The following is a 26,515-nucleotide window of genomic DNA, read 5'->3' as shown; positions in this document are numbered from 1 at the left end:
GAGATGAAAAACAGGTTGTGGGGAAAACGTGTGCTGGCCGTCATGGCAACAGCAACACTGGCATTGCCGCTCATTGCAGGATGTACAGCGAGTGAGAATACAGATAATGAACAGCGCGTGCTGCGCGTAGCGACGCTCTGGGGAGGTCAGGATGACAGCTACTTCCGTCAGCAATTTACGGATGCTTTTGAGCTTACGCACAAAAATGTGACGGTTGAGATCGTACCTGCAATTGATCAAGGTAGCATGTACGGTTATGGAAATCAGGAGGAACAAAAAGAAGCACCAGACACCATGGAGAGCTTAAAGAAAATTATGACAGGAGATAATCCGGTGGATGTCGTTATAGCAGATACGACTACAATCAAGTCGCTAATCCAGGAGAACATGGTTAAGCAGCTTGATCCGTTAATGCAGGAAGACAAATTTGACACCAGCGATATCGTGCCAAGTGTGCTTGAGGGAATCAAGGATCTGGGCGATCAGAACATTTATGCATTGACGCCAACGTTCTCCTCCTCTGCTTTGTTCTATAACAAGGGGATGTTTGAAAAAGCGGGTGTTGAGCCGCCAACCGATAACATGACGTGGGACGATATTTTTAATCTGGCAACGCGTCTTACTAAAGGGGAAGGTAAAGACCATGTCTTCGGAATGGCATTCACTACCTATAACGGCGGCTCCCCATATTACTCCATGCAGCAGTATTATAATTCACTGCAGCTGAAAGTTTTTGACGATAAGGCAGAGAAAATGACCGTGGATTCACCGCAGTGGGAGAAAGTGTGGAGCACTGTTAGCAAACTGGCGATTGATAAGGTCATTCCGAAAGGTGACGAGCCGCAGGATCAGCAAACGGAGGGGCGCTACAATCCTCTTCAGGGCGACTTGTTCCTGAGTGGCAAAACAGCGATGGCGATCGGGGACTACAATTACATCAATCAATTAATTGATGCCAATAAAAATGCTGATAAAATGAAAGATTTCACGAAAGTAGAGTGGGATGTCGTTACCCCTCCCGTTCATCCCGAAGCTCCTGAGATCGGAGGTAACATCTATCTGAGCAGCTTGATGGCGATCAATAGCTCGGCCCAGAATCCGAATGATGCGTGGGAACTGATCAAGTATATGAACAGCGAGGATTGGGCGAAGATCAAGGCGCGTAGCAGCTATGAATTGGTATCCCGGAAGAGCTTCATTAAACCAAAAGATGGTTTAGATTATAACATTCAGGCGTTCTATACATTGAAGCCGGTGCCACCAACCAACACGAATCTGGATAAAATGTATCAGAAGATGCCTGGACTGTGGCAAGTAAGCGACAAAGGTATGGAGTACTTTAATCAAGTATTAGAGAATAAAAAGACACCGAAGGAAGCGCTGGGCGAATGGGCAGCTAAAGGAAATGAGATGCTTGCGAAGTTGAAAAAAGATCCTAAAGCAACATTCCAATAAGTTCTGCTTTCCAACGATCAGACATATCAGCGCATCAGTTCATATTATTAATGAATTACATCAGCATTACGTTTAAAGGGGCCGCTGGAGATTTTATGATCTCTGGCGGCTATTTTTACGAAATTGGGGTATTCTACAATTAGAAGCAACATATGAACCCTTTGGAAAGGACGAGCAGCATGAGATGGATATATTTCGGCAAGCTGTATGCAACGAAATTTCAGGCAGGCTGTCTGGCAAAAAGATTGGAGCAGGATGGCTGGATTTACGGGCACAATGAGCCTGAAGAAGTTGAAGTATATCGTTCGCGGAAAGGTCGTTATGGTGTACGATTTATTCCCTGAGATTCTCTCTTGACTTGTAGTAGATAAATGGTGTATATTAATTAAGTCGCTGTTTATTAATTTTAACGACGCGGGGTGGAGCAGCCCGGTAGCTCGTCGGGCTCATAACCCGAAGGCCGCAGGTTCAAATCCTGCCCCCGCAATATAGCTTTACTGGATGGTTTACAGCGATCATCTGCACTGTTATATATTATTTGTCTAGGGCCCTTAGCTCAGTTGGTTAGAGCGGTCGGCTCATAACCGATTGGTCACAGGTTCGAGTCCTGTAGGGCCCATATTTCAGAACCCTTGCGATGCAAGGGTTTTTTTCTGTTTTCATAGATCATAATCTATAGTTTATATCGCGGTAGAGGCAGAGTGTCTCTATCCTTTTTCTGTCGATCATAGGGAAAACCTCAAATTTTGTATAATTTGCATAATGAGTAAAGGGAGGCAAATGCTCTGTTTCTCTTTAGTGGTGTATCACTTTTTCAAGTACGGGGATGGATGTCCATGCCAGATGATGATTCTCGCATATACTATCTCAATCCCACCTATAGGAGGTAGATTTCATGACTCAGTTAATTGATGCAAGAACCTCGCAAAATGCGAGTTTGGCCAACTCCATTGCCATTCCAATCCTGGTCATTAATACACCCCAGTTATTTGGTCAGATTGGTTTGGTAACAACAGCTACGATCGGTGCTAACCCTCGGGTTCAGTTCAAAGGAACCGTATCTGTACAGCTTCCTTTGGCACTCGTTGGTGTAACGATTACGGTTGTTCGAGGAACAGTAGCTACAGATCCAGTCATTTACTCTGCAACTTCCACATTTAACTTGAGCGTACTGGCACCGCAGGTTATTACATTCTCTGCCGACGATTATAACCCGCCAATTACACCACAATTAACGTACACGGCCTTTATCAGCACAAACTTGCTTGGTACTGTTCGTGTAGGTCCAGAGAACTTCGATGGTGTCTTGTACTCTGACTAATGGTTACTCGCTTGTTAGAAACATAAATGCGAGTCCAATCTGTTTTTGATTTGCTACGAAGTTTATGGATTTAAATTTTTATTTGTCGTTGTGCCTGTTCCATGCGGAGCAGGCTTTTTTTATAGAGAGTGTAGAAATGAATGACGCTCTGCATTCGGGGGAGAATGAACAGAGTATAGAAATTAGAATCAGAAGGATATGATATAATTATTTTTTTCATAGAATCAGATGACTTGGTCCTAATAATATAGATAGAAAGCGAGTTTGATATAAGTGATGATGGAGAAAGAAAACCGGTATGTCAAGTTTAGCGAAGCGCCAGTTTGGGATTGGCAGAGAGCTTATTATGAACAGATGGGACTTCAAGCTTGGGAGAATCGCCAAGTGCCTCAATATATTACGAGCAATCCCTTTATTGCAACTGCCTATGCTGAAATGATTTTTAGTTTTTTGCAGGATTTAATGGTCAAAGACGCGCAGTATGAGATGGTAACCATCGTTGAACTTGGTGCAGGAGCAGGCAGGTTGGCCCATCAGGTGTTAAACAAGCTGTGTGCGTTGCAGGAAATTGCGGGCGTAGAGCTGCCACCTTTTCGTTATGTGATGACAGACCTTGCTATGGAGAATATAGCAGGGTGGAGAGTGCATCCATCGATGAAGGCATACATAGAGCAGGGGATCGTGGATTTTGCACGTTTTGATGCGACGCAGGATACAGAATTGAATCTGGTTATGTCAGAAACGAAGATCAGGCAAGGGGATTTGCAGCAGCCTTTGCTCATCATTGCCAATTATTTTTTTGACAGTATTCCGCAGGATTTGATTTACATTGGAGAGGGACAAGTATTTGAATGTGATCTGCTTGTTGAACTTCCGAAGCATGGAACCGAAAAGAAACCTGCCGAGATACTGGAAAGTATGGCATTGCAATATAAATATCGACCTGCACCTGAGTACAGTGAACCGACCTATCCACACTCCGAATTGATGGCTCTGTACAAGGCTGAGCTAGAGGATTCGCATATTCTGCTTCCGTTAACAGGCCTGGATTGTCTTGAACGATTGAACAAGCTGTCCCGTTCAGGATATGTACTGATTACTGCGGATAAAGGGGATCATCGGCTGGATTACTGGAAATATGCAGAGCCGCCTGAATTCGCGTTTCACGGCAGTTTCTCGCTCTCGGCTAACTATCATGCGTTAAAGGTTGTGTTGGAACAACAGGGAGCTACTGCTTATTTTACGGCACATCATTATAAAGATCTAAACGTAGGTATGATTTTAATGCTGGAAAAGCCAATGCATTATGTAAATACAAGGCTGGCGTATCATCGTTTTGTTGAGCGTTTTGGTCCGGATGATTTTTTTAGCTTAAAAGAATGGGTAGACCTTAAGGTGGACGAAATGGAACTGAAGCAGTTGCTGGCTTTCTGGCGATTGGGTGGGCATGATGCCGAGTTTCTGATGGTTGCGTTTTCTCGGTTCAAAGATCTGTTACTTGATGCAAGTGATGAGGAGATGTTTGACCTTCACTCTGGCATCCAGCAGATGTGGTCCTCTTATTATGCGATGGAACATCGACATCAGGCTGCTCTCGTATCAGGTCAGTTACTATTAGAGATGTTTATGTATGAAGATGCTAAAATTTTCCTGGAGGAATCACTGACTGGTGACCCTGACGCACTGACTGCTGAATCTGATGCACAACAGATAACGGTATTGTATGATTTGGCTGTGTGTTGCTATGAGTTGGAACTGGAGCAGGAGGCACTTGTCTACGCGCGCCGTGTAATTCAACTGGATCCGAACCATGAAGAGGCGGCGGCACTTCTGGACGGTTTAGAGTGAGTCTCGGTTCACGACCAGCTATATTAGTTTAATTCCATTTAAAATGAAACCTTTATCCAATTTTTTACGTATTACTAAAAGGGATTATTCCAATTTCAAGTAATGATTAGAGGGAGGAGTATAGCAATGAAAAAAGGCCTATCTATTTTGTTATTGCCGTTGTTATGGCTTGTAGGGGCTCTTAGCATTCTCGGTGGAAATAGCAACAGTATGAGCGATCTTATCTCACTTAAAAATGATATGGATCGGGATCGGGATTCCAGTAATGATGGACAAGCCATTTTTAATCAGATCGAAGGGATCAAAGGTTAGTTACATAAGGATCATAGTGTAAGCCATACCTGAACCGGTGGGGATGCGGTTCTTGGTCTAGAATCAACTTACTGGCCAGCAAGAAAACTTGATATTGTTGACAAAATGCGCTCCCAAGGATTGGGCGATTAGACTTGGACATTCGCCCTGTCACTTGGGGATAATACGCATATGTTATGGCATACCTTGAAATTCAAAGGAGGCCAATGAAATGAGTCAAGTTGGATACGGTTGTGGCAATGTTGGTGGATTTGGCGGAGCGTGGACTTCGACTAGCGCAATTCTCGTTCTCTTCATTTTGCTCGTCATCATCACAAAATCTTTCTGGCTGTAAGATAACGGTCAGGCGCGCATGCATCAGCTCCACCAAGACTTTGGTGGGGCTTTGCTCATGTTTTACAGTCCAATATGACATGAATGACATTTGACAACTGAAAACAATGTGCTTAAAATCACATAAGGAGACTACTAACATAGATTGAAGGGATTGCAATGCCGTTTATACGATTCAAAGGATTTACGGGTTCTAAGCTGGAGGAAGTTGTGCCTCAAATTACCGAACAAATGGCCTTAATTACTCATATTCCGCAGGAACGAATGAAAGCAGAGCGTCATGATGTACAAGCCTTAACACCATCCCCGGCGTCGATAGAGATTTTGATGTTTCAGCGTGATCAGGAGATACATGATCGAATTGCATCGTCCATGCAGTCTATTTTAGAGAAGGCTGATTTGCCGGATGTGCACATTTTTTTCAATATATTATCCCCCAATCTGTATTATAAGAAAGGCAAGCCGCTGACAGATTACCGATTGGATTAGAATGCTGAAATGTAAGAAGTTCTAGGGTATGTCTGAAAATGCATTAAAAGATGCACTTCAGTTGGTTTCAAGACACACCCTAGATCCTTTTGGGAAAAAGAAAAACGAAAAAGCTGCCTCCAGAGAAGCAGCCTGAGACGTGCAGTTGGACCATGCGCGTCTTTTTATTTATGCAAGGGTCGTCTGGTATCCATATTTATTGAAGCACAGGAGGTGCTGTAAGTTAGGTGACGAATGGTCAAGATCAAAGCGAGTACAGCTAATGAAAGAGCCGCAGCTGCCCAAAGCGCTTGGGTTGGTCCTACATATAGGATTGTGATTACCGTCATGATCAATCCAATACCTGTTATCGTATAATTCGAAAATGAGAGCAGGTTATCGGTTTTAGCTATATCTTCGCCTCTTACCAATCGTGGCTGGAGTCTTTCCAGAACCATTGCTTCCCAGCGGATGACTACCGAAAGAAATAAGGCACCTAGACACATAAGTGTAATATGTAATTTCAGGTGGGGTAGAGAGGATGCGATCCCAATGAGCAGCAGTGCTTTCGTTAAAGGAATACCAACCATAAGTCTCGATAATGTATTGCGTTTCATCAGCATATGGAGCGTGAATCCTGCTGTCGCCTGAGCTAGCAGGTAGACGAACAGAAACAGTAGTGCATATCCAATCCATTGAGTCTGTCTGTACATTAAACAGGTCAACGTTGTGATTGAGATCACTTGTATAAGTGAGAGCAGCGTTCTGGCAGCCCAGAATGGATAAAATGCGATGTTCATACCAAGTAGTCCTTTCTGCAACGATACTTCTATATCATTTATCTTACGGTGCACGCTGCAGTAAAACCACAAACAAAGTTATCATATTCCCGTCAGAAAATACGAAAGACCAGTTGCTCAGGTGGCATCTGGCCTTGCTTTAAACTATTTTTTTGTATTAAGCCATGGCAAGCGTAAAAGCAATCAGTAGCATAAGTAGACTGGACATACGCACCAGAGTCATATAAGATTTGTTGGGTTCGTTCTCACCTCGTACGAGCCAGCCATAACGAAGATACCAGCCAAACTTGGGGAAACACAGATTGATCATACATAACACCATAAATATAAAAAAGAGAGTTTTCATCGTCGATCTTCCTTCCTCGTCAACCATTAACGGCCCTGCCTTTAAGGTCTGTGCCTGGAAAAATGTAGACAATCAGTGTACTGACGATGATTAATAAACTTTATCTGTTTATTTCTGAAAGATAGGCAGGTTTTTGTGAATGGATAAAGATTGATATGATTAAGAACTATTACCCAAGAACTACATTGTTTGAATAACTGTGGTACAATAAAATAGATTGTTTAATATCAACACATACCATCTGGAGTTAAGGATGTGAGATGGAGGAGACACAGACATGAGTCTATATAATCAACTCCCGATGCAATGGGAATTTATTATTTCGAAATTAAAATCCTCCGTTACGGTAGTTGACGCTACCTCGCCTGAGCTTCCGCTCATGTATGTAAACGAACATTTTACCCGGCTGACCGGATATACGCACGATGAGTCGATCGGGCAGAACTGCCGGTTCCTGCAGGGAACAGATACAGATCCCGAAACCGTTTCACGTATTCGGGAAGCGTTAGCCAAACAACAATCGATCAAGGTCGAGATTTTAAATTATACCAAGAGTGGTCGGAAGTTCTGGAATGAACTGAATATTGATCCCATCTTCAATGAATCAGGGGATTGTCTTTACTTTGTTGGCATTCAGTATGACATTTCTGAACGGAAATTTGCGGAACAGCAACTGAAACTTGCCGCATCGATGGCAGAGAAAACGAGCAGAGGGCAGCTTGAATTCATCGGCAAGTTGAATCATGAGCTTCGTACACCGTTAAACGGAATCATGGGCATGATCGAACTTGCGGGAATGGGTGATATTACTGAAGAGCAAAAAGAATATCTGGATCTTGCACGTCAATCTGGAGAAGCGCTCCTGAACATTGTAAACAACAGTCTGGACATGGCAAAGCTCGGCAGGGGAAAAATGGGAGTGGAACATATCGAGTTCCAGCCATTAAAGCTGATTCAGCAAATTGTGAAGACACATGAACTGGCAGCCATGAATAAAAAAATTCGTTTATTTTGTCATGCAGATTTGGGTATTCCTGATGTACTGTGGGGAGATCCATTAAGACTACGGCAGGTGCTTGATAATTTGCTGAGCAATGCCATCAAGTTTACGGAGCAAGGAGAAGTGCAGCTTCTCGTGGATGTCAAGCAGCAATCGCATGAGATGACCATGCTGACTTTCTCTGTGCGGGACACAGGTATCGGCATTCCGTCTCATCAGATGGACCAACTGTTTGATGCCTTTACGCAATCTGATATTTCACATGCTAGAAGGTTTGGAGGCAGTGGACTGGGATTAACGATTTGCAAAGAGCTGTTGGAATTAATGAACGGTACCATTACTGTAGATAGTGCTGAAGGAAGAGGGACAGAGTTTCAGGTGACCGTGCCTTTTCTAAGTGGGCAAAGTATCTTTAACGCAGGATAACGCAGGAAAAGACAGTGTAAAACAAGCAGCCGGAATAAATCTGGCTGTTTTTTTGTTGTGAAATGGATTGTTTTACGAACTGGCGTTCTGTTATAATGCTATGGACGTTAGTGTTACATGGGGGAGGCACATCATGAGTAAGAGACGCGGCAGAAAAGGAAATCGAGGGAAACAGCGATTCAAAGGAAAACTGCTAACCTTAGTGGGCATGATATTGATTGCTCTTTATGCTTGGGCCGGGGGGGAGTGGCCGCTGGACATTCCATCTCCGTTCAAACCAAGCGAGAAGAGTGTAGATCATACGATTACTTTTCCTGCAGATCGATATCCTGAAACAGCAAACCATATTCGGAAGGCAATTCAAGCCGGGCATGCTGATGTCTGTACGATTGACCGGAAAGGCGCCGAAGGGAACAGGGAGTTGTCACTGAAAGGCGTGCCTGTCAGAAAAGGCAAGGATCGGGATGAGTGGCCTATGGCGATGTGTGCAGAAGGGGGCAAAGGTGCGGATATCCAGTACATTACGCCTAAAGATAATCGCGGAGCAGGCTCATGGGTGGGCAATCAACTAAGTACATATCCGGATGGTACGCGTGTTAAATTTGTTGTGAAATAAAACAGCACATGTGGCAGCAATGGAAAGGTTCGGAGGCGAAGTTTTTTAACTAGGGGAAATTTAAAAAAGTCATGATCAGTCACCATAAGAAAAACCAGACGTTAGTGGCGTCTGGTTTTTGAATATAGGTTCGCTGTATTAGAAAGACAAGGTCTATTGTATGCAGCTTATATTTATCTAAAAGCATATGTCTATGTCTCTATAATTAGGAGCAGTTGAATATGCACAATGACAAGGATCTACACGAGCTGCATATTGCCTAGATGGTGAGAGCGAAGGGTTAACAGGCGAGTGACCTGTTCTACTTCATCAAACGGAATCCACACATTTCCCTGTACAGTCCGTAAAGAGAGAATGGAGCTGTCTGCTGATCGCTCCGGGAAGCCGGTTACGGTCTGTCCGCTTGTATTCCGAACTAAAATTTGTTGATTGCGCCGAATGGCGATTTCTACCTCTTTTTTCATAAGTCATTGCTCCTGATTTATAAGATGTTCATCCATATTTCTAAGTTATCAATGGTTAATTTGTCTTCTTTATCTAGTCTATCAGAACTAGGTATAGATTTCCAGTAGAGAAATAATCAAACTGTTCTAGGTGAATTGACTTAGCTAGTGGAAAGGCGTTACTGAACATAAACTACAGGGTTATATAAGGTATGAGGAAGAGGAGGGGAATAGCATGACGAAACTGTTTGTTGGGCTTGCTCGTTCGGAGCATGATGCAGTTATCTTATTGAATGCTTTGAAAAAAGAGGGTATCAAAGACCAATACCTGGGGGCTGTAGCCAAAGAGCAGCTGGATTTGGAGATGATCAGTGAGAAGACGGGGTTGCCCAAACCGCTAAAAGGTGCCGGAACAGATGGAGCGTTAGGAGCGCTGAAGGGCATATTAGCCGTGCTCGGAAAACGAATGGATCAGACCGCATCGATCGGGAAAGCGGTGCGAAGATTAGCGGGCAATGAGATTGGAAGTGAGACAGATGACCTAGTCTTAACACTGACAGCAGCAGGCATTCCTGAAGAGGACGCACGTCATTACGAGGACTGGTTACTGCAAGGTCATATTCTGGTTTTTGTAGAGTGCAGTGAGGATCAGATCGAGCGTGTGAAGTCCATTTTGCTTTTTTAGTTTAATTTAAGGCTGATTTTAGGTTCCTTTAATGTTGGAGGGGTATTCTTATCTCACACCTCCCTTAATATAGATGGTTTACCGGAAGTCCGGGACCGCAACTCGGACTTTCTAGGCACTGCGAGCTGACGCTTGCAGTGCCTGTTTCATTTTTTTAGAAAAAAGGGTTGCATTATTAATTTGTTCATGGTAAGATATTTCTTGTCGCCAAGAAAATAATACATACGCCGGGGTGGCGGAATTGGCAGACGCACAGGACTTAAAATCCTGCGGTAGGTGACTACCGTACCGGTTCGATCCCGGTCCTCGGCATCTTAAAGAAAAGATCACATAAGCCTTGTTAAACAAGAGCTTATGTGATCTTTTTTTATGTACTTTTTTGCCGCTAGAAATATGATTTCATCTTAATCAGTTTCTTCATAATCCCGCAGTTCATAAACATAACACCTTCATAATACATATCAGAAAGTGGATTCGGCTGTCTTTTTATGAAGTGAGGTCACAATGGTGTATACTATCGATAGGCATATATTACCTTTAGCATCAACCAACACAACAATCTATGGACGGAGGACTCTAGTTTATGTTGAAACAGCTTAAGCCATACAAGGTATTACAGGAGCGCAGAATTGAAGAACTAAAATCCGATGCGTATCTGCTGGAACATCTAAAATCGGGTGCTCATATCGTATTGTTGTCCAATAGCGATGATAACAAGGTGTTCAATATCGGTTTTCGTACACCTCCCGAAGATGATACAGGGGTAGCTCATATTCTGGAACACTCTGTGCTCTGCGGATCGAAAAAGTTCCCAGCCAAAGATTCCTTTGTGGAGTTGCTCAAGGGTTCACTGAATACATTCCTTAATGCCATGACGTATCCTGACAAGACAATCTACCCGATTGCGAGTCGCAATGATCATGACTTCCATAACTTGATGGATGTGTATCTGGATGCGGTATTAAATACGAATATTTATGAGAATGAAAAAATATTTTTGCAGGAAGGTTGGAATTACAACCTGACTTCACCAGAAGACGAACTGACATACAACGGCGTGGTGTATAACGAGATGAAGGGGGCCTTTTCTTCGCCAGAACGGTTGGTTCGACGAGAGGTGCTGAATTCTCTTTTCCCGGATACAACATACTCCTGTGAGTCTGGAGGATTCCCGGAGGCCATTCTGGATCTGACTTATGAAGGACTGCTTGATTTCCACAAACGATACTATCATCCGTCCAACAGCTACATCTATCTATATGGTGATATGGATATGGAAGAGAAGCTTCAATGGCTGGATGAACATTACCTGAGCAATTATGATCGGATCGACATTGATTCAGAAATCAAGCTACAACCAGCATTCCCCGCACGAGTGGATGCGGTAAAGTCTTACTCTGCAGGAAGTACAGAATCTGAAGTGGACAACAGCTTTTTGACCTATAATGCGGTGATTGGAACAAGTCTGGATAAGGAATTGAACATCGCTTTTCAAATTCTTTTATATGCGCTGCTCAACGCACCGGGAGCTGTTCTGAAACAAGCCTTGCTGGATAAAGGCATCGCGAAGGATGTCTACGGCTCTTATGATGACAGTCTGTATCAGCCCGTGTTCACGGTAGGACTGAAGAAGAGCAATCTGTCCAGCAAAGAGGATTTCCTCGGAACGATCAAAGAAGTGCTGGAGCGTGTTGTGAAAGATGGATTTGACCCGAAAGCATTGCTTGCTGGCATTAATTCCTACGAGTTCAATCACCGGGAAGCGGACTTTGGCCGTATGCCAAAAGGGCTGATCTACGGATTCTCCTCTCTGCAAAGCTGGCTCTATGATAAGGAAGCACCGTTCACTTATTTGGAGGCGAATGATGTATTTGCAGAACTTCGCACCAAAATGAAGCAGGGCTATTTTGAACAGCTTGTCGAGAAATATCTTTTACAGAATACACATACGTCATTTGTTGCTTTGACCCCGGATAAAGGCTTAAACGCACGGAAGGAAGCAGCGCTGAAGGAACGTCTGAAGTCGGTGCAGGCCGGACTTAGTCCGGAAGAAGTGCAGGACATGATTAAACGTACTGAAGCGCTTGTTGAGTACCAGAACACACCTTCTACCAAGGAACAGCAGCAGGTGATTCCAACGTTGTCCATTGAGGATATTGATACGAAGGCGTCTAAACTGTATCAAACGCTGAACCATGTGGATGGCACAACGATATTGCATCATAACTTGTATACGAATGGCATCGGTTATTTGAGACTGTTGTTTAATATCAAGGAAGTGCCGCGCCGTCTGCTGCCTTATGTAGGATTACTCAAAAATGTTCTTGGATACGTGGACACCCAAAACTACTCGTTTAACGAGTTATCAAATGAAATTCATATCCATTCCGGCGGAATCCATAGCGGGGTTGGTTCATATGCCAATGCACACCAGCACCACGATTTCAAAGCGACGTATGAATTTAATGCCAAGGTGCTTTATGACAAACTGGGATTTGCCTTTGATATGATCAAGGAGATCGTGTTTACGTCCCGTTTTGACAACTCGAAAAGACTTTTCGAGATTATTTCTCAGGTCAAAGGAAATTTGCAACGCAGTCTGATCAACAGTGGTCATTCCGCAGGAGTTGCCAGATCGTCCTCTAAACATTCGGCCGTTGCTGATTTCCGGGAGACGGTTAGCGGGATTGCTTATTATCAGTGGCTTGAGGATCTACAGGCGAACTTTGATGCGAAAAAAGAACAGCTGTCCTCCAGCCTGCAAGAGCTGATGGGTTACATTTTCAGACCGGAGAACTTGCTTGTCAGCTACACGGCAGACGATAAAGGATACGAAGGTCTTGAAGAGCAGATTTCCGATCTTAAAGCCAAGCTTTTCACACATGAAGTGGCGAAGGAAGCTTTCACGTTTGAGCCTGTCACCCATAACGAAGGATTCCGTTCTCCATCCGAGGTTCAGTATGTGGTGCAAACCGGAAATTATATTGACAAAGGGTACAGCTATACGGGCTCACTACGTGTATTACAAGGCATCTTGTCACTGGACTATCTGTGGAACAATATCCGTGCCAAAGGTGGCGCTTACGGCTGTATGTCCGGGTTCAGACGGAATGGTGACAGTTTTCTGGCTTCCTACCGTGACCCGAATCTGGATAAAACCTACAAAGTATACGAGGAGATTCCGCAGTATCTGAACGATTTTCGTGCCGACGAACGGGAGATGACTCGTTATATCATTGGTGCAATTCAGGATCTGGATACGCCAAGAACGCCTTATAGCGAAGGGGCATTCTCACTGGAATGTTATCTGTCTAATGTGACGGAAGCTGATCTGCAGCAGGAGCGCAATGAGGTGCTTGGTACGAAAGAGAGCGATATTATCGGGTTTACCGGATTTGTTTCTGCCATTCTGGAGCAACAGCATCGGTGTGTTATTGGAAATGAGCACAAGATTGAGGAGCAGAAGCAACAGTTCGATGAAACGTTGGATCTGATCAAACATTAAGGTGCGGTAACCAGGGTTACGACTGTGAAAAGAAAGATTCAATAAATATCTTTAGAAAAAACATCTGTTGATAACAAGAAGAGACACTTGCAAGGGCTGGTAAGTAAAACAGCTTGGGCAAGTGTCTTTTTATCTTATTCGGGACCCTGTTTAAGTCACCGCAAGCATGTTGTAAATTTTAAGCGTACGCAGATCCTCTTTGGATATTTTCAGCTCGTTGTAAAGCTCTGGCGTTTCCGGCAACGGTGTTCGGGAGAAAAGCATTTTCAGTGCAATGGGCATAAACGGCCTGAATGAAACACCAGCCATAAGTCCCCATTTTTTCTCCGATTCCTGGAATGACGCCAGAATATTAATATATAAATTCTCCAGTGGCGTAGCCTGATTTTTCAAAATGAGCGTAGTCAACGTATCATAATGCTCGGTGTGCCCCCAGTACATATTTTCGCATTCCTGATAATTGTCATAATCCTTCACATTCATATACATCACCGTGCGATAGCGGTTGGCATCCGATTGAGCCATCATGTCAATCACGCAGCGAATAAGACTGTTATTACGGCCGTCGTAGAAGTACGAATAGAAGCGGGTGGAGTTTTTGAAAAAGCTGGACTGAACCGTATTCATCAGCGGAGACGCATGCCTGGGTTCCTTGTAAAGCAATTGCTCTACCTGAATGTTGAGCGCATCCGCAATCTGGTGCAGAGTGACAAGATCCAGCGTAATATCGCCGCTTTCATATTTGGAAAGAGTTCCTTTACTCTTGAAAATCTGGTCTGCCAGCTGTTGGACAGTGAGCCCGCGCCATTTGCGAAAGATTCGTATTTTTTTGCCCACTTCCTGGTTGATATTGTTCATTGGGGTGCTCCTTATCCAGTTAAAGTATCATGAATGTTTCCTGAGAATAGACAAATAAGCTGAAAGTCTTTCTTAAAAGCTAAAACCTATCAGAAATATATCACTTTTACAGCAAAAAGCCTATTCTAAGGAAACAACAACAGAAATTTGTTTCTTCTGAGTAGATTCTCTTGCATTTGATGCAACTCCGGGCGGCATGGAACAATAGGGGGAGAAGAAGTGATGAACGAAGAACGGATCGATCCAACATCCATAAATGATGAAACGAAAAGACAGAGGAGTTAACCCCATGACCAAGATGAGCAAGATGAACAATACGAACAAGATAGACAATTCTTATAATTTTGATGAGATCATTGACCGCACCGGAACGAACGCGATGAATACGGATGGTTTCCGCCAATATATTTTTAACGCAACGAGTGAGATGAAATTCCCGTTTAAGGATGAGGAGTTCATCCGCATGTGGATCGCCGATATGGAGTTTGCTACACCTCCCGAGATTTTAGATGCCGTGAAAGAGCGTCTGGATCGCCGGATTATGGGCTACTCTCAAGTTTTTGACCCGAGTTATTACGAGGCAGTTACGAGCTGGATGGAACGATATTATGACTGGTCCTTCCCGAAGGAACATCTAGAAACGTCCAATGGCATTATTCCTGCGCTGTATGAACTGGTGGAGTATATCTGCAAGCCGGACGAAAAGGTATTGATCCTGACACCGTCCTATGGATTTTTCAAATCGGCAGCAGATCATAACCGACTTGAGCTGGTGTGCTCGGATATGTTGAATGAAGAGGGGCACTATACGATTGACTTTGACGATTTTGAAGCGAAGGCCAGAGACGAGAACGTTCGGGTATGCATTTTCTGTAATCCGCATAATCCATCTGGACGCATCTGGAGCACGGAGGAATTGAAGCGAGTAGGTGAAATCTGTTTGAATAATGAGATATGGATCATATCAGATGAAATTCATTGTGATCTGCTTCGTACGGGAAAAGCACATACCCCACTCGCCAAACTGTTCCCGGATACGGACCGAATTATAACTTGTATGTCTCCCAGCAAAACGTTCAACATGGCCGGTCTGATGTTCTCCAACGTTATCATTCCGAACAAGGCACTAAGGGAGATCTGGCAGGCACGTCATTACGGCTTCAAAAATCCGCTAAGCATTGCGGCAACTCAAGCAGCTTATGAACATGGCGATGAATGGCTGGGACAGTTAAAGCTTTATCTGGATGATAACTTTGCATATGTTGATGACTATATAAAAACAACTCTGCCACTAGCTGTCTTTCATATCCCAGACGCCACATATCTGGCCTGGATTGATATTACGCCGTATGCACCGAAGAATGTCAGCCTACCACTATTCTTTGCGGAGCAAGCGGGTGTATTGCTAGAGGACGGGGGAATGTTTGTGGCAAACGGCGAAGGATGCATTCGACTGAATCTAGCTTGCCCTCGTTCTATCCTGAAGGAAGGCTTGAGTCGAATTAGCCGGGTGCTGGTGGATCAAAAGACAGAACAAAAACAGGCGAAAGAGGTGCCTGTACACGTATAGCATTGGTACGTTTTACGATGAGCACGGATATATACAGATGAATACTGGAGGGGCGGAGCAGAGCATATTCTGTTTCGTCCCTTTTTGAGTGATTCTTTTATTTATCTGAACGGTTTCCTTTCCCTTCATCGCACACTTCTGGTCTGTGGACTACGGTTATGTTAAAATGATGGATAGTCTATGAGTCGTGGGACATGTGACTCTTGCAGGGAAGAGCCCTTCCAAACGGGCTACACGGATATGTATTCATCAGGGGAAAGGAGCCTAAATATTATGTTTGGAAATGATTGGGACGAGGTGTTACAGCAGGAGACGGAAGCGGAGTATTTTGACAAGATTCGTTATGCACTCGCTGCCGAATATAAAACACAGACCGTCTACCCGCCCAAGGAGGATTTGTTCTCTGCCTTGAAGCTGACTCCGTATCATCGGGTGAAAGCCGTTATTATTGGTCAAGATCCTTATCATGGTGCGGGTCAGGCGCATGGATTAAGTTTCTCAGTCAGACCTGGAGTGCGCGTACCGCCTTCACTGAAAAATATATATAAAGAACTTCAGGCCGATCTGGGTGTGCCTGTTCCGAAGCACGGTTCACTTATTCACTGGGCAGAGCAGGGCGTACTGTTGCTCAATGCGGTTCTGACGGTTCGGGAGAGTCAGCCCAACTCTCATCAGGCCTTGGGGTGGCAGACGTTCACGGATGCTGTTATTCGTGAGCTGAATGAACGCAATGAGCCTATGGTGTACATGCTATGGGGAAGTCATGCTCAGAAGAAGGGTGCTTTTATTAATAGAGACAAACATCTGGTGCTCGAATCAACACATCCGAGCCCTTTAGCTGCACATCGCGGCTTTCTTGGCAGTCGGCCGTTTTCCAAAGCGAATGAATTTCTCGTCTCCAAAGGTATTAAACCGATCGATTGGACAATACCTGAAAACTAGATATGTTGAACAAATCATTTACACAAGGAACGGACAGGACAGAAAAAACCTGAAAAAGCGAAGCTAAGAGCTTTCTGAAAGAAAGCTGCACCGGAAGCATAGGCTTCGCCTTTATCACCGGATTTTCCCCTTTGGAAAAGGGAATCAAAAAATCTGGGGATAACAGCTACTCTCCAGGTTCTTCTGTCATTGGAGTGTGTCTGTGTAAATATCTTTGATTCAACGGATATAGATAGATTGGAGGCGAGCACATTGCGACATTGGATTGGACGAAAAGTAGCAGTATACCGGGCAACAGGAATTCGCGAGCCTCTGAAGGGAACGCTGGTGGAGTGGGATGAAGAAACGGAATGTGTTCGAATCGGACCGAAACGGATTAAAGTGTCGTTTGACAATATTGCCATGATCAAACCTCTTCCTGACGAAAGCTTGCCTTTGAGGAAAGCGCGTTCCGAAGTGCACAAGATCGGATATGTGATGAAAAAAGCAATCCAGTTTGAAAATGCGATTTATTTCAAGTCACAGATTATGATCTGGCGGCGTGCCAAAATTGTAGCGTTATCGACTACGATTGTAAGACATGACGAAGATCAGGTCGAGCTTGAAGACGGTCGTCTGCTTCGCAAGGACAAGCATATGTTTGTGGTACGTTCGCGGCGTGGCATACGATAGTCTGATTAAAATTTAATATGGTTTTCATACTGCGATCATACGGCGTTAATGTTTCGACCTTATATTAGGTAGTAACAACCCCTTCTAAATGAATGTGTATGGATTTGGGAACCCGGCCGGCTGCAAACGGCCGGGTATTTTTTTCTTTTTTTAGCGGGAGGCCCATGAAACCAACATGGAGAGGCGAAGAAACAAATGATATATAAACTTCCTATAAAGCTGTGTATGTATTCTGTTAATGTGCTGTAACATAGCAATGACATTTGTGCTGTATACTAAGAAGATCGATCTCAAGAAGGAGTGAAACCACTTGAAACGGATATGTGTTTTTGCAGGATCTAACCCGGGAAATCATCCTGATTATATGGAGTACGCTGCCCAGCTAGGTAAACAGATTGCAAACAGCGGATATGCTCTGGTCTATGGCGGTTCTTGTATGGGCTTGATGGGTGCAGTCGCAGATGCGGCTCTTGAGGCAGGCGGAGAAGTAATTGGTGTTATGCCTACGGGGTTATTCCGGGGTGAGGTGGTTCACGGCGGACTTACTCAACTGATTGAAGTGGGTACGATGCATGAACGGAAGTCAACGATGGCACAATTATCCGATGGGTTTATTGCACTCCCTGGAGGTATGGGCACGTTTGAGGAGTTATTTGAGGTCCTCTGCTGGGCTCAGATCGGTATTCATCGCAAGCCCGTAGGCCTCTTGAATGTCAACGGTTATTACGGACCGCTAATGAAAATGGTTGAGCACAGTGTACACGAAGGCTTCTCCAACACATCTCACCTCAGTTTGTGGAGTCTCGAGTCTGATCCGGCCGAATTGCTTGCTCAGATGGCTACCTACATTCCTAAGGAACTAACTCAGAAATGGTCTGAGCTGAGCGAGAAGTAAAAGTCAAAGAATGAAATTTCAAGCAGTAAGCTGCTGCTTCAAGAGAAAAACTTCCTCATTTGCCCAAGCAAATAATGCTTACGGACATAGTCTATAGTGTACTTTGATGAAGAGGGGAGTGTCACTCATGAGCAATCTCAAAGGAGCAGGTTACGGCTACTGTGGAGGTTTCGGTGGTGGAGTATGGACATCAACAGGCGCAATCCTGGTATTGTTTATCCTGCTGGTTATCATTTCCCGCACATTTGTACTGTAATTCAGACCATTCTATAACGGGTGTATGCTGAATTACGGCATCATTCGAGAAAATGGCCTTTCCAAAGAGACGCCAGCGGCTGCTGGCGTTTCGGGGAACGGTTTTTTTTGCTTGTTCAAAAAAGATCTCCATCCCATAGCAATGAGATAGAGCTATATATTGGAAACTATACGACGATTTCTGTAGTATCGCTGGGCAGAATAAGTGTTTTCCAGGCAATGTATAGTCCAATAGCGGAAGCGATCAGTGCAAGGATGGCCGCAACAAAGGCCAGTTTATCCAGTGTATTCTGTTTGGGTTCGATGACGCTGGACTGATTACTTGTTCTGTCGGGTATAGAGAGTCCTCGAACAGAAGCTCGCGGAATGGTATGTCGTGATCCGGGAGGTCTTAGCGTACTGAATGTTGATCCGGGTTTTGATCTATTCTTAGATAAACGCTGGGATGAAGACTTTTGGGCAGAACAAGACCTGGAAGAGCTCAAGTGCTTTCTTGTTCGTGGTTTCATTGGTTTCAAAGGGCAACCTCCTTACAGCGGAGTGCAGTTGTCTACGACTGATATTATATTATGTTGGTTTTTAGATTGAGTTCGCAAAAATGAGTGAATCCCCAGCCCTTTAAATGTTAGATCCGTGCTGAATGAACAAGCCATCATATAATTAAACGTTCTCTTAATACGTGTATAACAAACGGTGTATATAGTGAGGTTCATAGAATCCACTTTGAATGCAGGAGGGGCTGTATTGAACAACATTGAAATTATTGCCCACCGAGGTGCATCTGCGGTGTGCCCTGAAAACACGATGATTGCATTCGAGCGAGCTCTGGATCTGGGTGCAACGGGAATCGAGACAGATGTGCAGATGTCAGCCGATGGCCAATTGGTGTTGATCCATGATGAAACTTTACAACGAACGGCGGGAAGCGCGGGCTGGGTTAAAGATTGCACTTACGATACATTGCGTACTTTTGATGCAGGGTCGTGGTTTCATTCGGATTTTACAGGAGAGCCGATTCCTTCGCTGGAGATGTTATTTAACCTGGTGCAAGGCAAAAAAATTCTGATTAATGTAGAGTTGAAAAACGGCATAGTTTCATACAAGGGGATGGAAGAGAAGGTCATTCAAGTTATTCGGGAGTGGAACATGGAGCAGCAGGTTGTTCTGTCCAGCTTCAACCATTCCTCGCTCGTTAAATGTAAACGCATCGCCCCGGACATTCGCACAGCGCTTTTATATATGGAGAAGTTGTATCGTCCTCATGATTATGCAGCCAAACTGGAGGCATCCGGTCTTCACCCTTACAAGTTAGCTGTGTCAAAAGAGGAAGTAGCTGCTGCTCTTGCACAAGGCATGGTCACTTACCCCTTTACTGTGAATGACCCTGGCGAGATGCAGAAGATGATTGATATGGGAGTGCAAGGAATCATCACCGATTTTCCAGATGTACTTGCTTCATTGATGACTCCGCAGAGGCGTTAAACAATTAGAGGAGTCAGATTCGATTTTAACCAAAATGATAAAAGTGAAAGCCATACAGAAGATTAGCGCTGTATGGCCTTTTTTATGCATATTCATGCGGAAATATTCATATCTGCAAGAAAGTTGTCCTTTTTGTCCATTGCCAGACGGAAAGGATTGTCTTACAATGTTCTATGGGAATGAGAATCAATATCAATAGAAGCGGTATTTTTGGAGAGGTGATTGTTATGTACATAAAGTTAACAGGCTTCACTCATAACGCAGGTGGACAAGTATGAGCTCAAATAGTTCTTCCACGCATTCTAATGCGGAGTCACCTACAGCGAAAATTCACACACGCCCATGGGCAGCCACTCTCATTCTTACTGGTGGTATTCTGTTACTTGCTCTGGGTATGGCATTGTCCATTTCGTTTGGTGCTGCGGATATACAGCTCGGTGTCGTCTGGCAGGCTGTATTTAATTTCAACCCAGACTTGACGCCTCATCAGATCATATGGGAGATTCGGCTGCCGCGTATTCTTGGCGGGGCAATGGTAGGTGCTTGCTTCGCTGTTGCCGGTGCGATTATGCAAGGTATGACCCGGAATCCGCTCGCCGATTCGGGGCTGCTTGGTCTGAATGCTGGCGCGGGATTTGCGCTCGCAATCTGTTTTGCCTTTTTCCCAGGCTTGCCGTATATGTACATCATTATGTATTCCTTCCTGGGAGCCGGACTTGGCGTGCTGCTTGTGTATGGTTTCGGTGCGGCATCCAGATCAGGTCTGACACCGCTGCGTCTCGTGCTGGCTGGAGCCGCGGTATCGGCTATGTTATCAGCACTTAGCGAGGGCATTGCGCTCTACTTCAGAATCGGACAAGACTTGGCTTTCTGGACTGCCGGAGGGGTGGCCGGAACGAAGTGGTCCCAGCTTGAAGTGATGTTTCCTTGGGTGCTCGCAGCACTCATCGTTGGCATGATCATCTCGCGTTCGATTACGCTGCTTAGTCTTGGCGAGGACATCGCAGTTGGACTGGGACAGCGTACCGGTGTGATCAAGCTGGTCGGTCTGATTGTAGTACTGATTCTGGCCGGTACTGCTGTATCTGTCGTGGGTGCAGTCGGATTTGTCGGTCTGATTATCCCCCACCTTACACGGAAGTTGGTTGGGGTCGATTATCGCTGGATTATTCCTTGTTCTGCCGTGATGGGAAGTCTGTTGCTTGTATTTTCGGATCTGGCTGCACGTATGATTAACCCGCCTTACGAGACGCCGATTGGCGCCTTGGTTGCCCTCATCGGGGTACCGTTCTTCCTATATCTGGCGCGCAAAGAAAGGAGGACGCTGTAACATGGGTTCCTCAACTATGGGTGGTGCAGAGCGCAAAAAGAAAACGAAAGGTATCGTTGTTCTTGTTGTGCTCGGTCTTTTGATTATTACAGCTTTTATTGTCAGTATGAATACCGGATTTACCAAGCTATCTCCGCTGGAGGTTTTACGGACACTGTTTGGCAGCGGTACACCGAAGCAGGAACTGATCTTGTTTGAGTTCCGGCTACCTCGCATCGTGATTGCCGTTCTGATCGGAGCGGGTCTTGCGTTGTCGGGCTGTATCCTGCAAGGGGTATCGCGGAACGCGCTCGCCGATCCAGGAATTCTAGGTATTAATGCTGGAGCGGGGCTTATGGTGATGCTGTTTGTTTCCTTTTTCCCGACGACAACAGCAGCTCCGATCTTTCTGCTTCCGATCCTTGCGCTGATTGGCGCAAGCTTTGCGGCATTTCTAATCTATATCCTTTCCTACAAAAAAGGGGAGGGCATCTTGCCGACCCGTATGTTGCTCACGGGAATCGGGATTGCAGCCGGTATCAGTTCGGCTATGATCGTGTTAACGCTGCGGCTTAGTCCGGAGAAATATCAATTTGTAGCGACATGGCTTGCAGGCAGCATATGGGGCTCCAACTGGAAGTTCGTCTGGGCACTGTTGCCGTTTATTCTGGTGCTTGTACCGCTTGTATTAGCGAAGGCACGGGTGCTGAATGTATTAAATCTTGGAGATCAGACAGCAAGTGGTCTTGGTGCTCCCGTAGAACGTGAACGGGTAATTCTGCTTGCTGCTGCGGCAATTTTGGCGGGAGCCTGTGTATCTGTGAGTGGCGGCATCGGTTTTGTTGGTTTGATCGGGCCTCACTTGGCGCGTCGTCTGGTCGGGCCAAAACATCAGTTTTTGCTGCCTGCATCTGCACTGGTCGGATCATTTCTCGTTCTGGTCGCGGACACGTTGGGACGTGTCATTTTGCAGCCTTCCGAGATTCCGGCCGGGATTCTGGTTGCAATTCTGGGCGCACCATATTTCCTGTATCTCTTGAGCAGGACGAAATAAAAGGTAATCGTCATATTGACGGGGATTGCCGTAAGGGGGAACATGGTTCATGCTTCGTCGTTTTTTTGCCTATTACAGGCCTTACAAAAAACTGTTCATTCTGGACTTCACCTGTGCAATTTTGGTCGCATTGCTGGAATTGGCCTTTCCGCTAGCGGTGAACCGGGTTGTAGATGATCTGCTTCCAGGTGGACGCTGGGACTGGATTTTATGGGCATGTCTAGGACTGCTGGGCATTTATTTGATCAATTCATTCCTGAATTATGTTGTCACCTATTGGGGACACAAGCTGGGGATTAATATCGAGACGGATATGCGTAAAAGTCTGTTTAATCATGTGCAGAAGTTATCCTTCCGTTATTTTGATAATACGAAGACCGGACATCTGGTATCCCGCATGACAAATGATTTGATGGATATCGGAGAGATTGCTCACCATGGTCCGGAGGATGTATTTATTGCCGTGATGACGTTGGTTGGTGCTTTTAGTATCATGATGAGCATTAACGGGAATCTGGCGATTCTCACGTTTATCATTGTGCCGCTGATTATCTATCTATCTTTGTATTTCGGTAACAAAATGTCCAAAGCGTTCAGCCGAATGTTTGGGGATATTGCGGATTTCAACGCACGCGTAGAAAACAATATTACGGGTATTCGTGTCGTTCAGGCTTTTGCCAATGAAGAGTATGAAAAAGCACAATTCGCTGTAAATAACGGCCGTTTCCGTCAAACCAAGCTGGTTGCATACAAAATTATGGCCTGGAACTCTTCAATCAGTTATGTGCTGATGAAGCTGGTATCGTTGTTTGTACTTGTATGCGGAACCTGGTTTGTCATAAATGGAAGTATGACCTATGGTGAGTTTATCGCCTTCATCATGCTGTCCAATGTGTTCCTGACGCCGATCCAGAAGATTAATTCGGTCATTGAGACGTATCCTAAAGGCATTGCAGGGTTCAAACGTTATACGGACTTGCTTGATATGGAGCCGGATGTCAAGGACCGCCCTGATGCCGTTCCGGTATCCCATCTACGCGGAGATATTCGTTACGAGCAAGTAACTTTCGGTTATTCGGATCAAGAGCCAGTTATTCAGGGTATCGATCTAAGTGTTCGTGCCGGTGAAACGGTAGCTCTGGTCGGTCCATCGGGTGCTGGGAAAACAACACTTTGCAGTCTGCTGCCGCGATTCTATGATGTGCTGGAAGGGCGCATCACGATTGATGGTCAGGACATTCAGCACATGACACTGGATTCCTTACGCAGTCAGATCGGGATCGTGCAGCAGGATGTGTTCCTCTTCGATGGGACGATTCGGGAAAATATTGCGTATGGCAAACTGGATGCATCGGAAGAAGAAATCTGGATGGCCGCTCGTCGGGCCCAGATGGAATCCCTGATTCTGTCCATGCCGGAAGGGCTGGATACATTGATTGGTGAGCGCGGAGTGAAGCTGTCCGGTGGACAGAAGCAACGGTTATCCATTGCTCGAATGTTCCTGAAAAACCCGCCGATTCTGATTCTGGATGAAGCGACATCTGCGCTCGATACGGAGACGGAAGCAGCAATTCAGCAATCTCTCGCGGAACTGTCTGAAGGACGAACCACACTGGTCATTGCCCACAGGCTGGCGACGGTCAAAAACGCAGACCGCATTGTGGTGGTGGCCGAGCAAGGCATCACGGAGCAGGGACGTCATGAGGAACTGCTTGCTTCTGGCGGCGTCTATAGTCGCCTGCACTACGCGCAGTTTGGTGCATAGCTCAGGGTAAGAATTTACGAATGTTTTCGTGAGTGATAAGTAAAATGCATTAACAATTGTAAATCAATCAATCAATAATAGTCTATTCATACTAAAAGCTCGTAACTGAAGTCATAACTTGAGTTTCGAGCTTTTTAGTATGTGTATATATTGACACTTGGAGGGGGAGTAGTATTATCATTTTGTCAGGAGATTCAATAATATTTTTATAAATTAGAGTAAAGAGAAATAAGGAGAGAAAACGTGGTATTGCGCATTATAACATGTTGTTACTTAAAGAGAGTGAGGGAAACTTATGAAAAAGAAGTTATTTGTGTTTGGTCTTCTCTTTCTAATCATGTTCTATAAGTTCAACGAGTATTTATGCTGAAGGAGAGGCGCCTCCGGCAACGATCTATGTAAATGACGAAAAGCTGGATTTTGATGCGATTATTGCGTACTCAGGAGTGTCTATGGCTCCTTTTCGTGAAATATTTGAAAAATATGATATGAACAGTACAAATGAGAACAGTAAACACAAAAAGAAACCTCCTTTGGGTAATGATAGTTATAGCTTTGACTGAAATGTATAATATGCTTACGAAAAGTAGTGAAGTTTATTGACAAAGAGTCTATCTACTGGGAGGCGATTTACATGTCAGATCTGACTAAAATACTACTTACCTGTGTCGGTTTTGTTTTTATTTTATGGTTGTTATTATTGGGGATTCGTAAACTGATGGGACATAACCAAGGCTCAGGTTCTCGAAACTTGGCTGGCTGGTTTATGGGACTTTTTATTACTGGTGCCGTACCTCTTACGTTTGCATTGTATACCTACACAACGGACGAACGTCTGGATGCCAACATTGGGTTAGGGCTTGCCATGCTATTTGCCTGGACGTATTGTGCGCTGCTGTTGTGCGCTGTATTGGGTGTGTGGGGAAGGTATTGGTGGCGTGGGAAAAGAAAGTGATGGTGACTCCGAATAAGGATATGCTTAGTTGGTGTAGTTTATATTTTGCTTTAGTGGAGGTACAATGTTTGATCAAAATGTGATAGTAGAGTGGGCTAAGTCCCATAATGTAGAATCTACAGCTCGAAGTTATTGCTTATCGTGCGTAAATAACTACTTGGCAGAGTCTCCAGAAGACGAGAAACTGTATTTTGGAGAGTACTACCCTGAAAAATTAATGCTAGAAGTAGAAAAAGTTTATTGCATAATAAATTGGAATGAGCCTGAATATTCTCACATTATTGCCTTAGTCCCTATCATTTACGATGGCAAGGAGATTGGCAGATATGAGTTGTTTTATAGGATGTCAGGGGAGATTTACGATGACCTGTTAGTGATTGATGGGCAAGAACAGTTAGTTTATTAAGTCAATCTTCAAATGATTTTACTAAAAAAGTAACGGAAGAACTGTAGGTAAGTCGAACGGTTATACATCAAATAATTGAATTTATTTTTAAATTTGGGGATTTTACATAATTTAAGGTCTGAATAGGAAGAGGAACTACCTTCCAGCCTGAATTTCAATGATTATATTATCGGTTATAGAAATATGGAATATTCCTAGAGAGGTACTTCATGAAAGTAAAATGTATATCAAATAAAAGTGACTCATTATCCACTAAGGCAGGTTACCCAATAAATTATCAATGTGAGTCATTAATTATTGGGGCGACATTTAATGTGTATTCGATCGGATATTGGGATAATTATATGTTTTACTTATTGAAAGTTGATCATCAGGACCCCGATTTAAATCTTGACCCGGTATGGTTTCCGTATGAATGGTTCGAAGTTATTGATCAAAAAATTCCAAATTCTTGGTACTTCAATTTTATAGGTGAACCAAATCGCGAACAAATTTCAACGATCCTTGGCTATAAAGAAATCGCGTTTAATTTCGACCATCATGTCGGATTAATGGAGAGAGAAAAATACCACTTAGATTTATTTTACAAAATGAAAGCTGAAATTGATAACTAACGCTAAAACTTTGGGGATAAACACCCTCAGGGTTTTTCTTTCCCCGTTTAGTGCCAAGTAAATCGGCATGAACTAAGGGTTGCTAAGTTTATTCATTCGCGATGGCGTGATGATTGCCCCAAACGGCCTTTACTACATGAGGGCGCGCTAGTACAACCGCTCGCCTGAAGAAAACGAATT

General features: G+C 44.4%; 28 protein-coding genes and 3 tRNA genes. 26 read left to right on the top strand and 5 right to left on the bottom strand.

What is annotated here, in order from left to right:
• The first annotated feature begins 3 nt into the window (after positions 1-3).
• The 9 genes from AC1VYS_RS19590 to AC1VYS_RS19550 all read left to right on the top strand — a co-directional run bounded on the left by AC1VYS_RS19590 (position 4) and on the right by AC1VYS_RS19550 (position 5,758).
• Positions 4-1,455 carry an ABC transporter substrate-binding protein gene (locus AC1VYS_RS19590; RefSeq protein WP_482911091.1) on the top strand — a complete coding sequence of 484 codons (1,452 nt, stop codon included), beginning with the start codon at positions 4-6 and terminating at the stop codon, positions 1,453-1,455.
• 179 nt (positions 1,456-1,634) lie between these two features.
• Positions 1,635-1,799, top strand: coding sequence for a hypothetical protein (locus tag AC1VYS_RS19585; RefSeq protein ID WP_441928706.1), 165 nt, complete (start codon positions 1,635-1,637; stop codon positions 1,797-1,799).
• Positions 1,800-1,868: 69 nt separating this feature from the next.
• Positions 1,869-1,942 (top strand) — tRNA-Met (locus AC1VYS_RS19580).
• A gap of 58 nt (positions 1,943-2,000) precedes the next feature.
• Positions 2,001-2,074 (top strand) — tRNA-Ile (locus AC1VYS_RS19575).
• Positions 2,075-2,350: 276 nt separating this feature from the next.
• Positions 2,351-2,776: a hypothetical protein gene (locus AC1VYS_RS19570; RefSeq protein WP_482911090.1), complete on the top strand. Its 426-nt coding sequence runs from the start codon at positions 2,351-2,353 to the stop codon at positions 2,774-2,776.
• Positions 2,777-3,052: 276 nt separating this feature from the next.
• Positions 3,053-4,624, top strand: a complete 1,572-nt coding sequence (locus AC1VYS_RS19565; RefSeq protein ID WP_482911089.1) for an SAM-dependent methyltransferase — start codon at positions 3,053-3,055, stop codon at positions 4,622-4,624.
• 126 nt (positions 4,625-4,750) lie between these two features.
• Positions 4,751-4,936 (top strand): hypothetical protein, encoded by a 186-nt coding sequence (locus AC1VYS_RS19560; RefSeq protein WP_482911088.1) that lies wholly within the window; start codon positions 4,751-4,753, stop codon positions 4,934-4,936.
• Positions 4,937-5,147: 211 nt separating this feature from the next.
• Complete coding sequence (locus AC1VYS_RS19555) at positions 5,148-5,270, top strand: YjcZ family sporulation protein (protein ID WP_342552018.1); 123 nt, start codon at positions 5,148-5,150, stop codon at positions 5,268-5,270.
• 158 nt (positions 5,271-5,428) lie between these two features.
• The gene (locus tag AC1VYS_RS19550; protein ID WP_482911087.1) at positions 5,429-5,758 is read left to right on the top strand and encodes a DUF1904 family protein; all 330 of its coding nucleotides are present in this window, start codon (positions 5,429-5,431) and stop codon (positions 5,756-5,758) included.
• Between the two features lie 164 nt (positions 5,759-5,922).
• On the opposite strand, the gene AC1VYS_RS19545 is transcribed toward AC1VYS_RS19550, so the two are convergent.
• The gene (locus AC1VYS_RS19545) at positions 5,923-6,537 is read right to left on the bottom strand and encodes a hypothetical protein (protein WP_482934401.1); all 615 of its coding nucleotides are present in this window, start codon (positions 6,535-6,537) and stop codon (positions 5,923-5,925) included.
• Positions 6,538-6,694: 157 nt separating this feature from the next.
• Positions 6,695-6,955 (bottom strand): DUF6199 family natural product biosynthesis protein, encoded by a 261-nt coding sequence (locus AC1VYS_RS19540; RefSeq protein ID WP_482934400.1) that lies wholly within the window; start codon positions 6,953-6,955, stop codon positions 6,695-6,697.
• Between the two features lie 205 nt (positions 6,956-7,160).
• On the opposite strand from AC1VYS_RS19540, the gene AC1VYS_RS19535 reads away from it, so the two are divergent.
• Together AC1VYS_RS19535 and AC1VYS_RS19530 are read left to right on the top strand one after the other, a co-directional pair.
• The gene (locus tag AC1VYS_RS19535; RefSeq protein WP_482911084.1) at positions 7,161-8,309 is read left to right on the top strand and encodes a sensor histidine kinase; all 1,149 of its coding nucleotides are present in this window, start codon (positions 7,161-7,163) and stop codon (positions 8,307-8,309) included.
• Positions 8,310-8,442: 133 nt separating this feature from the next.
• Positions 8,443-8,925 (top strand): NucA/NucB deoxyribonuclease domain-containing protein, encoded by a 483-nt coding sequence (locus AC1VYS_RS19530; protein WP_482911083.1) that lies wholly within the window; start codon positions 8,443-8,445, stop codon positions 8,923-8,925.
• 239 nt (positions 8,926-9,164) lie between these two features.
• Here the strand turns inward: AC1VYS_RS19530 and AC1VYS_RS19525 are convergent, their stop codons facing one another.
• Positions 9,165-9,389 (bottom strand): hypothetical protein, encoded by a 225-nt coding sequence (locus AC1VYS_RS19525; RefSeq protein WP_482911082.1) that lies wholly within the window; start codon positions 9,387-9,389, stop codon positions 9,165-9,167.
• A 214-nt stretch (positions 9,390-9,603) separates the two neighbouring features.
• Here AC1VYS_RS19525 and AC1VYS_RS19520 point away from each other — a divergent pair, with 214 nt between their 5' ends.
• The 3 genes from AC1VYS_RS19520 to AC1VYS_RS19510 all read left to right on the top strand — a co-directional run bounded on the left by AC1VYS_RS19520 (position 9,604) and on the right by AC1VYS_RS19510 (position 13,558).
• A complete protein-coding gene (locus AC1VYS_RS19520) occupies positions 9,604-10,053 on the top strand; it encodes a hypothetical protein (protein WP_482911081.1) in 450 nt (149 codons plus the stop codon).
• 226 nt (positions 10,054-10,279) lie between these two features.
• Positions 10,280-10,365: transfer RNA gene (locus AC1VYS_RS19515), tRNA-Leu, on the top strand.
• Between the two features lie 271 nt (positions 10,366-10,636).
• Positions 10,637-13,558 (top strand): insulinase family protein, encoded by a 2,922-nt coding sequence (locus AC1VYS_RS19510; RefSeq protein WP_482911080.1) that lies wholly within the window; start codon positions 10,637-10,639, stop codon positions 13,556-13,558.
• A 150-nt stretch (positions 13,559-13,708) separates the two neighbouring features.
• On the opposite strand, the gene AC1VYS_RS19505 is transcribed toward AC1VYS_RS19510, so the two are convergent.
• On the bottom strand, positions 13,709-14,416 hold the full coding sequence (locus tag AC1VYS_RS19505; RefSeq protein ID WP_482911079.1) for a helix-turn-helix domain-containing protein: 708 nt from the start codon (positions 14,414-14,416) through the stop codon (positions 13,709-13,711).
• Between the two features lie 289 nt (positions 14,417-14,705).
• Between AC1VYS_RS19505 and AC1VYS_RS19500 the strand changes: the two genes are divergently transcribed.
• The 5 genes from AC1VYS_RS19500 to AC1VYS_RS19480 all read left to right on the top strand — a co-directional run bounded on the left by AC1VYS_RS19500 (position 14,706) and on the right by AC1VYS_RS19480 (position 18,751).
• A complete protein-coding gene (locus tag AC1VYS_RS19500; RefSeq protein WP_482911078.1) occupies positions 14,706-15,986 on the top strand; it encodes a MalY/PatB family protein in 1,281 nt (426 codons plus the stop codon).
• A 240-nt stretch (positions 15,987-16,226) separates the two neighbouring features.
• Positions 16,227-16,928, top strand: a complete 702-nt coding sequence (gene ung, locus AC1VYS_RS19495) for a uracil-DNA glycosylase (RefSeq protein WP_261764477.1) — start codon at positions 16,227-16,229, stop codon at positions 16,926-16,928.
• Positions 16,929-17,180: 252 nt separating this feature from the next.
• Positions 17,181-17,600, top strand: coding sequence for a hypothetical protein (locus AC1VYS_RS19490; protein ID WP_441928680.1), 420 nt, complete (start codon positions 17,181-17,183; stop codon positions 17,598-17,600).
• A 310-nt stretch (positions 17,601-17,910) separates the two neighbouring features.
• Entirely contained in the window at positions 17,911-18,495 is a 585-nt protein-coding gene (locus tag AC1VYS_RS19485; RefSeq protein WP_482911077.1) for an LOG family protein, read from the top strand.
• A 127-nt stretch (positions 18,496-18,622) separates the two neighbouring features.
• Positions 18,623-18,751: a hypothetical protein gene (locus AC1VYS_RS19480; protein WP_482911076.1), complete on the top strand. Its 129-nt coding sequence runs from the start codon at positions 18,623-18,625 to the stop codon at positions 18,749-18,751.
• Positions 18,752-18,917: 166 nt separating this feature from the next.
• On the opposite strand, the gene AC1VYS_RS19475 is transcribed toward AC1VYS_RS19480, so the two are convergent.
• Positions 18,918-19,268, bottom strand: a complete 351-nt coding sequence (locus AC1VYS_RS19475) for a hypothetical protein (protein ID WP_482911075.1) — start codon at positions 19,266-19,268, stop codon at positions 18,918-18,920.
• 226 nt (positions 19,269-19,494) lie between these two features.
• On the opposite strand from AC1VYS_RS19475, the gene AC1VYS_RS19470 reads away from it, so the two are divergent.
• The 7 genes from AC1VYS_RS19470 to AC1VYS_RS19440 all read left to right on the top strand — a co-directional run bounded on the left by AC1VYS_RS19470 (position 19,495) and on the right by AC1VYS_RS19440 (position 26,335).
• Positions 19,495-20,232, top strand: coding sequence for a glycerophosphodiester phosphodiesterase (locus AC1VYS_RS19470; RefSeq protein WP_482911074.1), 738 nt, complete (start codon positions 19,495-19,497; stop codon positions 20,230-20,232).
• 274 nt (positions 20,233-20,506) lie between these two features.
• Positions 20,507-21,562, top strand: coding sequence for a FecCD family ABC transporter permease (locus tag AC1VYS_RS19465; protein WP_482911073.1), 1,056 nt, complete (start codon positions 20,507-20,509; stop codon positions 21,560-21,562).
• A gap of 1 nt (position 21,563) precedes the next feature.
• A complete protein-coding gene (locus AC1VYS_RS19460) occupies positions 21,564-22,595 on the top strand; it encodes a FecCD family ABC transporter permease (protein ID WP_482911072.1) in 1,032 nt (343 codons plus the stop codon).
• Positions 22,596-22,644: 49 nt separating this feature from the next.
• Positions 22,645-24,360, top strand: a complete 1,716-nt coding sequence (locus AC1VYS_RS19455) for an ABC transporter ATP-binding protein (protein WP_482911071.1) — start codon at positions 22,645-22,647, stop codon at positions 24,358-24,360.
• Between the two features lie 634 nt (positions 24,361-24,994).
• Positions 24,995-25,315: a hypothetical protein gene (locus AC1VYS_RS19450; protein WP_482911070.1), complete on the top strand. Its 321-nt coding sequence runs from the start codon at positions 24,995-24,997 to the stop codon at positions 25,313-25,315.
• A 64-nt stretch (positions 25,316-25,379) separates the two neighbouring features.
• On the top strand, positions 25,380-25,721 hold the full coding sequence (locus AC1VYS_RS19445) for a hypothetical protein (RefSeq protein WP_482911069.1): 342 nt from the start codon (positions 25,380-25,382) through the stop codon (positions 25,719-25,721).
• 209 nt (positions 25,722-25,930) lie between these two features.
• Positions 25,931-26,335 (top strand): hypothetical protein, encoded by a 405-nt coding sequence (locus AC1VYS_RS19440; RefSeq protein ID WP_482911068.1) that lies wholly within the window; start codon positions 25,931-25,933, stop codon positions 26,333-26,335.
• Positions 26,336-26,515 lie beyond the last annotated feature (180 nt).

The sequence above is a fragment of the Paenibacillus sp. G34 genome, from assembly GCF_056856875.1.
This window is presented reverse-complemented; position numbering and strand designations above follow the sequence as displayed.